Below are 15,200 nucleotides of genomic sequence, written 5' to 3'. Positions count from 1 at the left end.
GCGGACGACGTGGGCGGTGCGGCCTGCCGCCGGCGCCCTGGCGCTGCTGCTGGCGGCCGGGGTGTGCGGCGCCGGTGCCGGGAGCGCGGCGGCGGCCGGCGGCGACACGGTGGAACTGCCGGTGCTGAAGGCGGAGCTGGCCGCCGGTGCCCCCTGCACCGAGGGCTCGGACCGGCAGGCCACCGCCGTGCCGTGGGAGCAGGTCGGCCTCCAGCTCGGCCGCGCCTGGCAGTTCGCCTCGGGCGACGGGGTGACCGTCGGCGTGGTCGACACCGGCGTCTCCACCTCCGCGCCCGCGCTGAAGGGCCGGGTCACCGCGGTCGGTGAGGCCGGGACCGACTGTGTCGGGCACGGCACCTTCGTCGCCGGTCTGATCGCCGCCCAGTTGGAGAAGGGCGTGAAGTTCGCGGGCGTGGCCCGGCAGTCGCGCGTCCTCGCGGTGCGCGGCAGCGACGAGCGCGGCGCCGTCACGCCCGACCGGGTCGCCGAGGGCATCAAGGCCGCCGTCGAGGGCGGCGCGAAGGTGGTGACCGTGTCGGCGGCGTTCGCCGGTGACACGGCCGCGCTGCGGTCGGCGGTCGAGGCCGCCGAGCAGAAGGACGTACTGCTGGTGGCCGCCGCCGTGCCGGACGTGCCGACCGGCGGCGTCGCCGAGGCTCCGCCCGCCCGGGACTTCTACCCGGCCGCCTCGGACGGTGTGCTGTCCGTCCTGGACGTGGACAAGAACGGCGACCGGCCGGTCGGCTCGTACACCACCGGCAGCGCGCAGCTCGCCGCGCCCGGGGACGGCGTCGTCGGCATCGGCCCCGCGAAGGACGGGCACTACATCGGCTCGGGTGCCTCGCTGGCCGCCGGGTTCGTGGCGGGCGCGGCGGCGCTGGTGCGCTCCGTCCACCCGGAGCTGTCGGCCGCGCAGACCGCGAGCCTGCTGCGGTCCACCGCCTATCCGGCCGAGGTGCCCCGCGTCGACCCGTACGCCGCCGTCACCTCGGTCCTGCCGTCGTCCTCCGCCGCCGCGGCCGCCGTCCCGGAGCACGGGGCCGCGTCGGTGAGCATGCCGCAGGACAAGGCCGCCGGCCCGTTCCGCCGGGCCCTGTGGCCGGCGGCGGCGGGCCTCGCCGTGGTGCTCGCGGTGGTCTGGCTGGCGCTGATCATCCCCCGGGGGCGGCGCAACGGCTGGCGTCCAACGGGCGGCTGAACGACGCCGGGGGGAGGACGCCGGAAGGGCGGGAGGACGCCGCGTCCTTCCTCGCCCCCGACGCCCCTGCCCGTCCCGTCCCGTCCCCGGGAACTGCGCCCCCGGGCCCCGCCTCGGCCTGAACGGCCTCGTCCTCAAGCGCCGGACGGGCCGGCATCCGTCCCCGCCGCCAACGGCGTCTGGATCAGCACCGGCTTGCGCCGCACGATGTGCAGGGCCCGGCCGGGCGGCAGCACACGCGGCTTGACGTTGCCGAAGAGGTAGCCCTCGGACGGCGGGGCGGACAGCAGCAGGCTCGGGGTGTTGACCTCGTCCAGGCGGCGCAGGAGCTGGTCGCCCAGGCCGCGCCCGGCGCCGGTGGCGGAGCGGACGACGACGACGTGCAGGCCCAGTTCGTGGCCGAGGGCGAGGTGCTCGAAGAGCGGGGCGAAGGGGTGGTCGATGACCGTGCCGCCGCCGACCATGTCGTAGTCGTCGACGAGGACGAACAGGCGGGGTCCGTTCCACCAGTCGGCGCCGCGCATCCGGGCCGGTGTGATCTCCGGGCCGGGCAGCCGGGTCTGGAGTGCCTTGGCGGAGCCGCCGACCAGTTGCTTGAGGGCCTCGACGGAGACCGCGTGGCCCAGCCGGTACTCCTCCGGCACCGCCTCGACCAGGTCGCGGCGGTAGTCGACGACGAGGATGCGGGCCTCGGTGGGCGCGTAGCGGGCGACGATGGCGTCGGCGACCACCCGCAGCAGGTTGGTCTTGCCGCTCTCGGTGTCGCCGACGGCGACCAGGTGCGGGGTGCGGGAGAAGTCGTGCCAGACGGTGCCGAGGGTCTCCTCGTCCTGACCGAGCGCCAGTTTGAGGGCGTTGCCCTGGCCCAGTTCCGGCGCGGGCAGTTCGGCGACGGGCAGCCGGTGCGGCAGCATCCGCACCTGCGGGGCGCGCGGCCCGGCCCAGGCGCCGGCGATCCGCTCGACCAGGTCGGCGACGCCCTCGCTGAGCGTCTCGGGATCGGCCGAGCCGTCCCCGCGGGGCAGCGCGGACAGGAAGTGCAGCTTGGAGTCGACGGTGAGGCCGCGGCCCGGGGTGCGGGGCACGGCGGCGGCCTTGCGGATGTCCACCACGGAGTCCATCGTGTCGCCGAGCCGCAGTTCCAGGCGGGTGGCGGCCTGGTCCCGCACGGGCGCGGTGAGTTCGAGCCAGCGGGCGGTGGCGACGATGAGGTGGACGCCGTAGTTGAGGCCGCCGGTGGCGATCTGGTTGAACGTGGGGATGAACTGGTCGAAGTTCTGCCGGACCGCGGACCAGCCGTCGATCACCAGGAAGATGTCGCCGTGCGGCTCGTCGGGGAACTCCCCGGCGGCGCGGCGGCGCCGGTAGGTGGCCATCGAGTCGATGCCGTGGTCGAGGAAGAACTGCTCGCGCTGGGTGAGTACGGCGGTGACCTCGGCGACGGTGCGGCTGATCCGCTCGGTGTCGAGCCGGGCCGCGACGCCCGCGACGTGCGGCAGCCCGGTGAGCTGCGAGAGCGTGCCGCCGCCGAAGTCCAGGCAGTAGAACTGCGTCTCGCGCGGGGTGTGGGTGAGGGCCAGGCCGAGGATGAGGCTGCGCAGCACGGTGGACTTGCCGCTCTGCGAGCCGCCCGCGACGGCGACGTGGCCGCCGGCCGCGGCGAGGTCGACGATCAGCGGGTCGCGGCGCTGGTCGAAGGGCTTGTCGACCAGGCCGACGGGGACCCGCAGCCTGCCGGTGCCCTTCCAGCGGGGTGCGGTCAGGCCGCGTCCGGGGACGGTCTCCAGGCCGCCGAGGAGGGCGTCCAGCGGGGAGGGGTCGTCCAGCGGCGGCAGCCACACCCGGTGGGCGGGCGGTCCGGCGTCGCGCAGCCGCTCCAGCGCCACCGACAGCAGGGTGGCGCCGTCCTCCGACTCCTCCGGCTCCGGGGTGGGCGCGGCGGGCGCGGGGGCGCGGGGCACCACGTACCCGGAGGACCAGGGCACGACCTGGCTGGCGACCCGGGCCTGGACGACGGCGCCGCGGCGGCGGCGGTAGGGGCCGGAGACGTAGGCGGCGCGGAACCGGGTGAGGGCCTCGACACCGCTCTTGAGGTAGCCGCTGCCGGGCTGGGAGGGCAGTTCGTAGGCGTCGGGTACGCCGAGGACGCCGCGGGACTCCATGGCGGAGAAGGTGCGCAGGCCCACCCGGTAGGACAGGTGCGACTCCAGCTGGTGCATGCGGCCCTCGTCCAGGCGCTGCGAGGCGAGCAGCAGGTGCACACCGAGCGACCGGCCGAGCCGGCCGATCATCACGAACAGCTCCATGAACTCGCGGTGCGCGGCGAGCAGCTCGCTGAACTCGTCGACCACGACGAAGAGGCTGGGCAGCGGGGTGAGGTCGGCGCCGCCGGCCCGGGCCCGCTCGTAGTCCAGGGCGGAGGTGTAGTTGCCGGCGGCGCGCAGCAGCTCCTGGCGGCGCAGCAGTTCGCCGTGGAGGGCGTCCTGCATGCGCTCCACGAGGGCGGCCTCGTCGGCGAGGTTGGTGATGACGGCGCTGGTGTGCGGGAGTTCGTCCAGGCCGAGGAAGGTGGCGCCGCCCTTGAAGTCGACCAGGACGAAGTTGAGTGTCTCGGAGGAGTTGGTGAGCGCGAGGCCGAGGACGAGGGTGCGCAGCAGCTCGGACTTGCCGGAGCCGGTGGCGCCGATGAGCATGCCGTGCGGGCCCATGCCGCCCTGCGCGGACTCCTTGATGTCCAGTTCGACGGGGCGGCCGTCGGCGCCGACCGCGACCGGCACACGCAGCCGGGCGGAGCCGGTGTGACGTCGCCAGAGGGTGTCCGGTTCGAGGCGGTGCAGGTCGGGGATGCCGAGCAGGGTGGTCAGCTCCACGTCGGCGGAGAGCGGCTCGACCGCGTCGGCGGTGAGGCTCATCCGGTACGGGGAGATCAGCCGGGCCAGGGACTCGGCGACGCGGGGACCGACCCGGTCGGGGCGGCCGAGGACGGTGGTCTGCTCCTTGCGGCTGCGGTCGGTGCGCACCAGGGCGACGGCGTCGGGGGTGACGTCGAGGCGGAGGGTGGTGCGGCCGGGGCGCCAGGTGAGGGTGGCGGACAGGTCGACGATGACGGCGTTGCGGAAGCCGGGGCCGTCGAAGCGGTGGCCGGCGGGGACGGTGGCGCCGTCCACGACGACGATGACCAGCGGCTCGTCACGGCCGGGCACGGCGTCCGGGTCGAAGGCGGGCCGCTCGGCGAACTCGCTGCCGAGCTGGTTCTCCAGGTCGGTGAAGGCGGAGGCGACCATGCGCAGGGGGCCGGCGCCGTCGGTCTCCTGCGGGTGCTGGTTGTGCGGCAGCCACTTCACCCACTCCCACTCGGCGCGGTGCTCGTCGTCGGCGCAGACCGCGATCCACACCTCCTCCGGCGGGTGGAAGACCGCGAGTTGGCACAGGGCGGCGCGGAGCATGTCCCGGCCGGCGGCGAGGTCGCCGCGGAGCAGCAGCCGGGACCAGGAGCGCAGGTAGAGGGCGATGGGCTGGCCGGGCACGGTGCTGTAGGCGCGGATGAAGCGGCGAAGGGCGTGCGCGCACAGCGGTTCCAGGTCCTCGACCGGCTTGGTGGAGACGGGGTTGAGGCGCAGGGCGAGCTGCTGGTCGCCGACGGCGACGCGGACCTCGCCGTAGTCGACGTCCTTGGGGCGGCGCTCCCACAGCCGGGTGGTGCGCACCATGGAGCGCAGCACCGTCGGCTCGGGGTGGCGCCAGGCGAGCGCGAGTTGCTGCTCGACCACCGTGCGCTGGACGGTGCGCCGGCTCTGCGCGAGGTAGCGCAGGTAGTCGCGGCGCTCGCCGCGCAGCCGCTGCTTGCGGTCGCCGGCCTTGCGCATGTACTGGCCGACCAGCATCGCGACGACGGCCAGCGCCATGATGCCGAGCGCGATGTACATGAAGGCGCCGTACGCCATCCCGCCCATGCGCAGGAACATCAGCATCATGGACACCGACATCATGGCCATCGGCAGGTACGTCCAGATCGCGGACGTGTCCGGCACGGTCTCCATCAGGGTCGGCGGTTCCTGCAGGGTCAACTCGCCGCTCGGCATGTCGGGTCCGCGGCGGCGGGCCGGACGACGGAACAGGACCACGCTCAACGCTGGGCTCCTAACGGGTCATCGCGCACCCGGTGGTACGGAGGGGAAGCACGCGGGGAAGGCTCCGGGACCGGCGGCCGGTGCCGCGCGGGACACGGCTCGGCCGGTGATGTGCCCCGAACGCTGCCGGGACTCCCCTTGACGACGGCCTCGGGGAGTGACAGTAGTGTGCACCCCGTCAACTCCGTAAGTCCACGTCACCCCCTCCCTCCCCACCAGTTCACTGCTCGTCCCTCCTCTTCACGCCCACCCCCCAGTGGTTCGTCACCCGCACGCCACATCCCGTCCCGACGCTCAGGAGACGTGAGCCCCGGTATGACCGACACCTCCGTGGCCGATCTGTGCCATCTGACCGTGCGCGCCCCGCGCCACACCATCGACCTCGCCGTGCCCTCCGACGTGCCGGTCGCCGACCTGTTGCCGACGGTGCTGCGGTACGCCGGCGAGGACGTCGAGGAGAACGGCCTCGAACACGACGGCTGGATACTCCAGCGCCTGGGCGGACGGCCGCTGGACGAGGAGGCCACGCTCGCCTCGCTCGGTCTGACCGACGGGGAGGCGCTGCATCTGCGGCCGCGCACCGAGGCGTTGCCCGAGGTGCGGCTGGACGACCTGGTGGACGGCATCGCGTCGGTCACCCGGGACCGGCTGCACGACTGGAGCGAGGCGGCGGCGCGGCATCTGCTGCGCGTCCTGGTCGCCGTGGCCGTGCTGGCCGGGCTGGCCCTGCTGGCCTGGCCGGGCGGCCCGGTGGCGCTGCGGGCGGGTGTGGCCTGTGCCACCGGGGTGCTGCTGCTGGCCGGCGCGGCCTCGGCGAGCCGGGCGGTGGGCGACGGCGCGACCGGCGCGGTCCTCGGTCTGCTGGCCTCCCCGGCCCTGGCGCTGGCGGGCTGGCTGGTACCGGGCGGTGAGCTGACCGGTCCGCAGGCCCACCAGGTGCTGGGCGCCCGGCTGTTGGGCGCGGCGGCGCCCTGGGCGGGCGGCGCGGTGCTGGCCCTGGCGGTGACCGCGGTGCGCGCGCCGCTGTTCCTGGCGTCGGCGCTGACGGCGGTCGCGGTGGCGGTGGGCGGCGCCGTCATGACCGTGTTCGACATGCGGCCGGCCGGTGCGGCGGGCACGGTGGCGATGCTGACGGTGCTGCTCGGCGGTCTGGTGCCGGCGCTGTCGTTCCGGTTCGCCGGGATGCGGATGCCGGCGCTGCCGACCAACGCCGGCCAGTTGCAGGAGGGCATCGACCCCTACCGGGGCGCCGACGTGGCGGTGCGCACCGAGCTGGCCGGGGAGTGGATGACGGCGCTGTACGGCGCGACGGGCGTGCTGGCATCGGCTTGTCTGGTGGCGCTGGCGTACCGGCCGAACCTGCCGGCGCTGCTGTGCGCGCTGGTGCTGTCGCTGCTGCTGCTCCTGCACGGCCGGGGGCTGGTCAACACCGCGCAGCGGCTGGTGCTGGTGCTGCCCGGCGCCTGGGGTCTGCTGCTGCTGGCGTTCGGCTGGGGCCTGGACCTGCGGGGCGTGGACCGGGCGCTGCTGGTGGCCGGCCTGCTGGTGGTGGCGACGGTGCTGACGGTGGCGGTGTGGACGGTGCCGGGGCGGCGCCTGGTGCCGTACTGGGGGCGCGCGGCGGAGCTGCTGCACTCGCTGCTCGCGATCTCCCTGCTGCCGCTGACGCTCTGGCTGCTGGGCGTGTTCGGCGCCCTGCGCGGCTGGAACGGCTGACCGGCCGGCCGGCGCCGCGACGAGAACGAACCACTCACCAGCCAGGAGGCAACCGTGCGGTCCAAGCGCGACCAGGTGCAAGCGCACACGTTCATGATGGGGCGGCTGACCTCGGGGATGCTGCTGGCCGACCCCGACGCCCCGGAGAGCCCGCTGGGCCGCACCACCCGCGGCGCCCTGATCAGCATCATCGTCGCCATCCTGGTCGCCGCCTGTGCCTTCGTCTACGGGCTGCTGCGGCCGGGCGGCAACGACGCGTGGCGCGGCGGCGACACGCTGATCGTCAACAAGGACACCGGGGCCCGCTACCTGTACACCGACGGCCGGCTGCGGCCGGTGCGCAACTACGCGTCGGCGATGCTGATCGGCGGTGCCGACCTGGAGACCACGTCGGTGGGCACCGCGTCCCTGAAGGGCACGCCGGTGGGCACGCCGGTGGGCATCACCGGCGCCCCGGACGTGGTGCCGGGCACCGGTGACCTGGAGACGTCGGCGTGGCAGGTGTGCTCGACGGGCACCGGTGAGCGGACGACGGTGGTGCCGGGAGCGCCGGTGGAGACCACCACGATCGGCGCGGACTCGGGGCTGGTGGTGCGGGGGCCGGACGAGCGGACCTACCTGGTGTGGCAGGGCAGCCGGCTGGAGCTGGACGAGGACTCGGGCGCCGCGGAGTCCCTGGGCTACGGCGCGGTGACGCCGCGCCCGGTGTCGGCGGCGTTCCTGGACGCCCTGGTGAGCGGCCCGGAGCTGGCCACCCCCCGGGTCGCCGGCCGGGGCACGGCGGGGCCTGAGCTGGCCGGGCGCGAGACGAAGGTCGGGCAGGTGTTCCGGGTGACGGCGGGCTCCGGCAGCCAGGACTACGTGCTCCAGAAGGACGGTCTGCACGCCGTGACGGCGACCCGGTCGGCGCTGCTGCTCGGCGATCCGGACATCCGCGAGGACGTCTACGGCGGCCAGTCCCCGACGGCCGTCGCGATCGGTGTCTCCGACCTGCGGGCGCACCAGGCGCCGGGCACCACGGGCACGGACCCGTCGGTGACCGGGCTGCCGGACGCCCCGCCGAGCGCGGTGCGGCTGCCGTCGGAGCAGGCGGTGTGCACGCGGGTGGAGTCCGACGGCAGCGAGGTGCGGGTGACGTCGGTGCGGGTCGAGCAGGCGGCGCTGGCGCCGGTCGCGCAGGCGGACGCGACGGCGGCCACGCCGGCCTGCGTGGCGGTGGACCGGGTGGTGATGCGCCCCGGGCACGGCACGCTGGTGCGGGTGCTCGGCGCGGCCGGCGCGTCGGTCGGTGACACCACGTTCCTGGTGGGCGACGACGGGGTGAAGTACCGCATCACGGACGCGGAGGCGCTCGCCGCGCTCGGCTACAGCGACGGGTCGGCGGTGCGCGTGCCGTCCACGCTGCTGTCGCTGCTGCCGACCGGCCCGGACCTGGACACGGCCGCGGCGGCGCGATCGGACGGGGGAACGGGCGCGGCGGCCGCGGCGGCGGCCGGCCAGTGCGCCGGCGGCGGCAGCGGTGCCGACGCCCGTGCCGGTGCCGGGAAGAGCCCTGGGGACGACGCCGGGAAGGCGGCCGCGAAGGGCGCCGGGCCGACGGGTCCCGCGAGGGCCGGCACCGCGTCAGATTCCGCTGCGGGTGGCTGACTTGCCGGGCGCCTGACCAGGCAGGGTACGGCCGGGTTTCCCGCCGGTTAAACCCTCCGAAAGTCGTGCGTCTGTGACCTCAGATCTTCCTCAGCTTGTTGTGTTGGCAACTACAGCCACTTTAGGCTCACGTTGCTCGTACGGAGATCCGACTTACGAAAGGTGGGACGATGGCGGGAGACGGCCAGCAGTCAAGCGAATCATCAACCCGGAACGGCATCCAGGCCCTCGAATCGGCCTTCAGCGGCATCATGAAGATCCGCCAGGACGTCGACAGCACCAAGTCCACCCTGGGCTCCGGCTACCAGGGCAGCGACGGCGGCCAGTACGGCCAGCTCCTCGCGCAGTGGGACGGCCAGTGCAACATCATCCTCAAGAACCTTGAGGACGTCATCGACCGGCTGAACCAGAGCCTCGTCGAGCACAACAAGACCCAGGGTTCGTCGAACGACGCGATCAACCAGGCGTACAACGCCTCGCAGTCGGCCTTCGACCAGCTGGTCGGCTGACCGCCGGTCCGGCCGCCCCCACCTTCCGCATCGTGTGAAAGAGGCAGACCGTGGCAGACAACCTGAGCGACGGTTACATCTACGTCAGCTACAACCACATGTCGAACGCGGCGGACGACATGGTGATGCAGACCAAGGCGATCGCCCAGACCCTCTCCAACCTTGAGGCAGAGCTCAGCGAGCTGTCCAAGACCTGGTACGGAAACGACGCCGACACCTACCGCCAGAAGCAGGCCGCCTGGGACACCGCGGTGCAGAACATGGAGAAGCTGCTCACCTCGCACGCGCAGCTCCTGAGCGACATCTCCGGCAACTACAAGTACAGCGAGAACTCGCTCAGCCAGATGTGGTCCGAGGTGACCATCGGCCGCTGAGCCGGCCCGTTCCCACCGCGCCGGCCGGCTCCCCTCCGGCCGGCGCGGTACCGGCAGCTCCCCGTACTGTCGCCGTGCCGCAACGCCCGGTCCGGCGCTCCCGCCAGCGGAGGCACTTCATGGCAGACCTGACCCATCTGGACTCGCAGGCGCTCAAGAACTTCAAGAACCACGACGTCGCGGAATTCATCACCGACCTGCTGAACATCCGCAAGGACAACGCGGGTGTCCGGTCGCTGAAGAACCTGGTCGCGGAGACCGGCACGGGCTCGGCGGCGGGCGCCGCCAAGATCCTGCGGATCGGCCTGATGGGCGGCGGTGACACCGAGGACCCGACCGGCGGCAGCAAGCTGGTCGAGGCGCTGAAGACCCAGGCCACCAGCCTGGACTCCATCTTCACCAGCCAGAAGACCCTCTTCGACGACATCGACGACGCTCTGGACGAGACGATCACCACGCTGCTCAAGACGCAGGGCGAGAGTCTCACCTCGATCGACGGCGAGAAGCTGTTGGACATCTTCGACACGGTCGACGACGACATGAGCGGCACCGGCAACGACGACTGACGCGGGTCCGGACGGCCCCCGCCGGCCGTCCGGCCCGCGCCCGGTCCCCACCGTTTCCTCCCCTCACCCCCTCAGCAGCGGAGCTCCGCCCCATGGCCGACGGCACCAGCACCTCCGGTACCCCCACCTACGACCCGGACGACTACTTCGCCCAGGCCGTCTCCAACTTCACCGGTTACACGATTCCGCCCCGCTCCTCCCTGTTCGACACGCTCAGCAGTGACAGCGGGGACGACTTCTCCGATCTGAAGCTGTTCCGGATGGACATCAAGGGGCAGAGCATGCGGGCGGTGTCGGAGGCGGACTACTCCGCCATCGGCGGCTGGCAGGTCAACAACGGTGAGGACTACGACCTCGCCTTCTACGACGCGGGCGGGGACGGCGCGCACAACAGCGTGAGCCTGAAGAAGGCGCGGATCGTGATGATCGGCGTGACCGTCGACTCCGACGGCCGCGCCACCCTGTGGGGAGACGGGCAGATCACCAGCGGTGGCGCGTTCGAGGGCTCCTACTCGCACGTGAAGTGGGACTCCGGGCCGATGGCCCAGTACATCTCGGGCAGCAAGCTCGCCCTGGACCAGCTGCTGTCGTCCCCGAGCTACTCGACGAAGGGCTGGAGTTACAGCGGTCTGTCGGTCATCGACGACAACGCCGTGGAGCTGAAGTCGTTCGAGGAGACCGGGCAGTCCTTCGACCGGGCGATGCACTTCTTCCAGCACCACTCGGACATCGTCAACCAGTGGATGACCTCGCTGGGCTCGGACCAGGCAGCGTGGAAGGGGAAGGCGGCCAGCCTCTTCTGGCACCTGCTGGACCAGCTGAAGACCAACTACGACGGGTACGTCTCCCAGCTGGGCGGCCGTGACTACTCCGCCAAGAACAGCACGCTGGGCGGCTACGTCCCGAAATCGGAGCTGAGCGACGCCCTGGCCGCCGCACAGCTCGCGTTGAAGGAGGCGGTCACCAGCCTCCAGACGGCGTGGTCCAACTGGGCCAAGGACGGCAAACACGACCCGCACTACCACGTCAAGCAGATCCTCGACAAGCTCACCGAGTGGGTGATCGAGAACAACATCCCCCACGTCAACGTCAAGACGAGCACCTACTACAGCCCCAGCGGCGGCGGCACGTACACGAGTTACTCGACCACCGAGGAGTTCAAGCAGACCTCCCCGTACGGCGACCTCACCCAGCACACCACCTGGACGAAGATCGCCGACGCAGCCGTGGAGAGCTGGTCGAACCACGCGGACAGCATGCTGAAGCAGCCGGCCATCGAGGCGCTCAGCAGCGTGAAGAACGCCTGGGCCGACGTGCAGGACGTGTTCGCCAAGGAAGTCACCAACAAGAACTCCGAGACGCTCTCCGAGGTACTCGCGGAGCAGGAGGCCGACCTCGCCGAGGACGAGGCCAACAAGAACAACGACAAGCTCAACGATTACCTCGATGACCTGAACAACAACATCAACACCCTCGGCGACGACTTCAACGACCTCAATGAGGACCTGAACGAGAACCTCAATGACCTCGGCGACGGCTTCAAGGACCTCAACGACGGCCTGAACGACAACCTCAACGACCTCGGCGACGGCTTCAAGGACCTCAACGACGGCCTGAACGACAACCTCAACGACCTCGGCGACGGCTTCGAGAACCTCAACGACGGGCTCAGCGACAACCTCAACGATCTGAACAGCGGGCTGAACGACAGTCTGAACGACCTCGGTGACGGGTTCGACAACCTCAACGAGGGGCTGGGCGACAGTCTCAACACACTCGGCGACGGCCTGAACGACCTGGGCAACACCGACGGCAGCACGATCACCGACGACCTCAACAACCTGGGGCTCGACAGCAACGGGAACCCGATCACCGACGACACGACGCTGAACGGGAACACCACTCCCGAGACGAGCGTCCTGTCCGCGCTGAATCCGCTGACGGGCAACCCGGTGACGTCGACGAACCCGGACGACGACAAGAGGAGCGGGTCGTCGCTGCTGAACTCCCCCACCGGGGGCAGCACTCAGCTCAACGACGACGGCACGCTGACCACGACGTTCCCCGACGGCTCCAGCCAGACCATCGACCCGGGCACGGGCCTGGTCACCACCACGTCACCGGACGGCGTGACGTCGACCTCGCAGCTGAACCCGGGCACCAGCCTCGTCAACCCGGACGGCTCGACCACCACGCTCAACGACGACGGCACGCTGACCACCCTCTTCCCGGACGGCACCGAGCAGACCCTCGACCCGACGACGGGGCAGGTCAGCACCCTCGCCCCGGACGGCACCGTGACGGAGTCGACGCTCAACCCGACCGACGGTGTCTTCACCACGCCGGACGGCGCGACCTCGCAGCTCAACGGCGACGGCACGGTGACGACGACCTTCCCGGACGGCTCGACGGAGGTGCTGAACCCGGACACCGGCCAGATCACCGTCACCGATCCGTCGGGCAACGTCACCACGCAGCAGCTGGACCCGGGCGAGTCGTTCACCAACCCGGACGGGTCGACCACGACCCTCAACGACGACGGCACCCTCACCACCGAGTTCCCCGACGGCTCCACCCAGGTCCTCAACCCCGACACCGGCGAGCTGACCACCACCGACCCCGCCGGGAACGTCACCACCAACGATCTCAACCCGGCCTCGGACACCTTCACCACGCCGGACGGCTCCACCTCGCGGCTCAACTCCGACGGCACCATCAGCACCACCTTCCCGGACGGCTCGACGGAGGTACTGAACCCGGACACCGGCCAGATCACCGTCACCGACCCCTCCGGCAACGTCACCACCCAACAGCTCGACCCGGGCGAGTCGTTCACCCACCCCGACGGCTCCACCACCACCCTCAACGACGACGGCACCCTCACCACCGAATTCCCCGACGGCTCCACCCAGGTCCTCAACCCCGACACCGGCGAGCTGACCACCACCGACCCCGCCGGGAACGTCACCACCAGCGACCTCGACCCGGCCGCGGGCACGTTCACCACGCCGGAGGGCAGCACGGCCCAGCTCGACTCCGACGGCACCCTGCGCACCCTCTTCGCGGACGGTTCGGAGGTGTCGCTGAACCCGGACACGGGTGACCTCACCGTCACCGATCCGTCGGGCAACGTCACCACGCAGCAGCTGGACCCGGGCGAGTCGTTCACCAACCCGGACGGGTCGACCACGACCCTCAACGACGACGGCACCCTCACCACCGAGTTCCCCGACGGCTCCACGCAGGTCCTCAACCCGGACACCGGTCAGCTCACGACCACCGACGCCGCCGGTCACACCACCACGACCGATCTCAACGGCGACGGTCTGTCCACGTCCCCGTTCGACACCAGCGGCCTGGACATCGAGGACCTGGACACCAGCGGCCTGAACACGGACGGGCTGAACACCGAGGGCCTGGACACCGAGGGCCTGGACACGAGTGGCCCGAGCACCGAGGGTCTCGACTCACCGTCCACCCTGACCAGTTCCGCCGGGCTGAACAGCGGCGGGCTGAGCGGCTCGCTCAGCTCGTCGGGCGGCCCGGACTCCTCCCTCGACGACTACTACGAGGACTACGACAGCACCCCGTACGAGGACGGCTCACTGCGCTCGGGCAACAGCGGGACCCTCGCCTCCCTCAACGGTGCCACCACCCAGCAGGCCGCGAGCGGTACCCCGCTCAACCCGATGGGCATGGGCGGCATGGGCGGCATGGGCGGGGGCATGCCGCCCATGGGCGGGGGCGCCGGCGGAGGCCAGGGCACCAGCGAGCGCACCCGCGCCGTCCTCACCGACCCGGCCGGTGGCAGCGCCCGAGGGGGCCGCGGTGTGCGGGCGGCGGCCGTCGACGAGGACGAGGACATCGTCTACACCCGGCCGACCACCTCCAGCTCTCCCTACCCGGTGGGCGGCCCCGGTGGCCCCGGCCAGGGCGGTACGTCGACGGAGAGCGGCGACCGGGCCCGGGAGGCGTGGCTCGCCGAGGACGACGACGTCTGGGGCACCGACGAGGGCGGCGCGCCCGCGGTCATCGGGCGCTGAGACGGTGAAGTACGGCAAGGAAGTCGAGGTGACCGGGTGAACAGTGAGTCGATCGAGCAACGGCTCGCCAAGGCGATGGCCGAACTGGAGGCGACCGAGGCCGCGGTGGCACGCGCCGAGGGCGAACTGGCGCACGCGGAGGCGACGGTCCGCTCGGCGGACCGCGCCGTCGAGGTGACCGTCTCCGCACAGGGCGACCTGACCGCGCTGAGCTTCCTGGACGACAAGTACCGTACGATGCCCGCAGGTCAGCTGGCTGCCAGCGTGCTGGAGGCGGTGCAGGAGGCGCGGGCCCGGATGGCCCGCAGGGTCATGTCGACCTTCGAGCCCTTCACGAAGGCGAACCCGGGGACGCCCGAGTTGAGCGGTTTCGACGTGGACTGGAACAAGATCTTCGGGGCCGGTGTGCTGGACGGACCGAAGAACGGCCGACGCCGTGGCGCGGGCCGGCTCCGTGACGAGATCAGCGAAGACCCGGAGGACTGAGGAGACGATGACGGACAACGCGTACTTCGCCAACCCCGCGGCCCTGGCGTCCGGCACCCGGCAGATCCAGGCGATCAGCAACTTCGCCGTCGACATCATCAACGAGTTCATCACCGATGTGTCGGCCACCGCCGACTGGTGCGGCAAGGACGACAGTTACGCCGAGCAGATGATCCCGCAGGAGAAGAAGCAGCGGGAGGGCGCGATCTCGACCGGCAAGGCCCTGACCGACGCCATCGTCGGCGTGGGCGACGGCACGCTCGCCAACCTGAAGAACATCCTGGGCACGCAGGGCGGCAACCTCGAAGCGATCCACGACTCCTCCATCGACACCGGCAACACCGGCGGCACGCACAGCGGCGGCAGGCACTGACGGACCCGACGGCCCCCGATGAGCATCCAGGTCTCGCCGCAGCTGAACAACCTGCTGTTCGTGCTGATCGGCGAGAAAATGCTGCAGGCCGACGAGGACAAGGCCTACGCCAACGGCAAGCCCTACGGACGGCTGTCGCGGCGGGTGCGGGAACTGTC

At 71.8% G+C, this 15,200-nt stretch carries 10 protein-coding genes; 9 read left to right on the top strand and 1 reads right to left on the bottom strand.

Features of this window, described 5'->3' with window-relative positions; genetic code table 11:
• Positions 1-16: 16 nt before the first annotated feature.
• Positions 17-1,198, top strand: a complete 1,182-nt coding sequence (locus ACZ3IG_RS31530) for a S8 family serine peptidase (protein WP_467436352.1) — start codon at positions 17-19, stop codon at positions 1,196-1,198.
• A 134-nt stretch (positions 1,199-1,332) separates the two neighbouring features.
• Here ACZ3IG_RS31530 and eccCa read toward each other — a convergent pair whose 3' ends face one another.
• Complete coding sequence (eccCa, locus tag ACZ3IG_RS31525; RefSeq protein WP_467436508.1) at positions 1,333-5,280, bottom strand: type VII secretion protein EccCa; 3,948 nt, start codon at positions 5,278-5,280, stop codon at positions 1,333-1,335.
• Between the two features lie 363 nt (positions 5,281-5,643).
• Between eccCa and eccD the strand changes: the two genes are divergently transcribed.
• The 8 genes from eccD (at position 5,644) to ACZ3IG_RS31485 (ending at position 15,042) form a co-directional block, all read left to right on the top strand.
• Positions 5,644-7,044 (top strand): type VII secretion integral membrane protein EccD, encoded by a 1,401-nt coding sequence (gene eccD / locus ACZ3IG_RS31520; RefSeq protein WP_467436350.1) that lies wholly within the window; start codon positions 5,644-5,646, stop codon positions 7,042-7,044.
• Positions 7,045-7,098: 54 nt separating this feature from the next.
• Positions 7,099-8,691, top strand: coding sequence for a type VII secretion protein EccB (eccB, locus tag ACZ3IG_RS31515; protein WP_467436348.1), 1,593 nt, complete (start codon positions 7,099-7,101; stop codon positions 8,689-8,691).
• Positions 8,692-8,861: 170 nt separating this feature from the next.
• Positions 8,862-9,200, top strand: coding sequence for a hypothetical protein (locus ACZ3IG_RS31510; protein WP_215165128.1), 339 nt, complete (start codon positions 8,862-8,864; stop codon positions 9,198-9,200).
• Between the two features lie 50 nt (positions 9,201-9,250).
• The gene (locus ACZ3IG_RS31505; protein WP_467436346.1) at positions 9,251-9,574 is read left to right on the top strand and encodes a WXG100 family type VII secretion target; all 324 of its coding nucleotides are present in this window, start codon (positions 9,251-9,253) and stop codon (positions 9,572-9,574) included.
• Positions 9,575-9,693: 119 nt separating this feature from the next.
• Positions 9,694-10,140 (top strand): type VII secretion system-associated protein, encoded by a 447-nt coding sequence (locus tag ACZ3IG_RS31500; protein ID WP_467436344.1) that lies wholly within the window; start codon positions 9,694-9,696, stop codon positions 10,138-10,140.
• A gap of 92 nt (positions 10,141-10,232) precedes the next feature.
• Positions 10,233-14,183 carry an AAWKG family protein gene (locus tag ACZ3IG_RS31495; RefSeq protein ID WP_467436342.1) on the top strand — a complete coding sequence of 1,317 codons (3,951 nt, stop codon included), beginning with the start codon at positions 10,233-10,235 and terminating at the stop codon, positions 14,181-14,183.
• Between the two features lie 36 nt (positions 14,184-14,219).
• Positions 14,220-14,669, top strand: coding sequence for a YbaB/EbfC family nucleoid-associated protein (locus ACZ3IG_RS31490; RefSeq protein WP_467436340.1), 450 nt, complete (start codon positions 14,220-14,222; stop codon positions 14,667-14,669).
• A 7-nt stretch (positions 14,670-14,676) separates the two neighbouring features.
• A complete protein-coding gene (locus ACZ3IG_RS31485) occupies positions 14,677-15,042 on the top strand; it encodes a hypothetical protein (RefSeq protein WP_467436338.1) in 366 nt (121 codons plus the stop codon).
• Positions 15,043-15,200 lie beyond the last annotated feature (158 nt).

Source organism: Streptomyces sp. NPDC016677 (genome assembly GCF_055562815.1).
The sequence above is the reverse complement of the archived record's forward strand: the minus strand, read 5'-3'. Positions and strand labels throughout refer to the sequence as shown.

Bases quoted from the DNA above. Each gene is read 5' to 3' on its own strand.
- eccCa (WP_467436508.1), bottom strand. From the start codon at position 5,280: ATGCCGAGCGGCGAGTTGACCCTGCAGGAACCGCCGACCCTGATGGAG.
- ACZ3IG_RS31485 (WP_467436338.1), top strand. From the start codon at position 14,677: ATGACGGACAACGCGTACTTCGCCAACCCCGCGGCCCTGGCGTCCGGC.
- ACZ3IG_RS31495 (WP_467436342.1), top strand. From the start codon at position 10,233: ATGGCCGACGGCACCAGCACCTCCGGTACCCCCACCTACGACCCGGAC.
- ACZ3IG_RS31500 (WP_467436344.1), top strand. From the start codon at position 9,694: ATGGCAGACCTGACCCATCTGGACTCGCAGGCGCTCAAGAACTTCAAG.
- eccD (WP_467436350.1), top strand. From the start codon at position 5,644: ATGACCGACACCTCCGTGGCCGATCTGTGCCATCTGACCGTGCGCGCC.
- ACZ3IG_RS31510 (WP_215165128.1), top strand. From the start codon at position 8,862: ATGGCGGGAGACGGCCAGCAGTCAAGCGAATCATCAACCCGGAACGGC.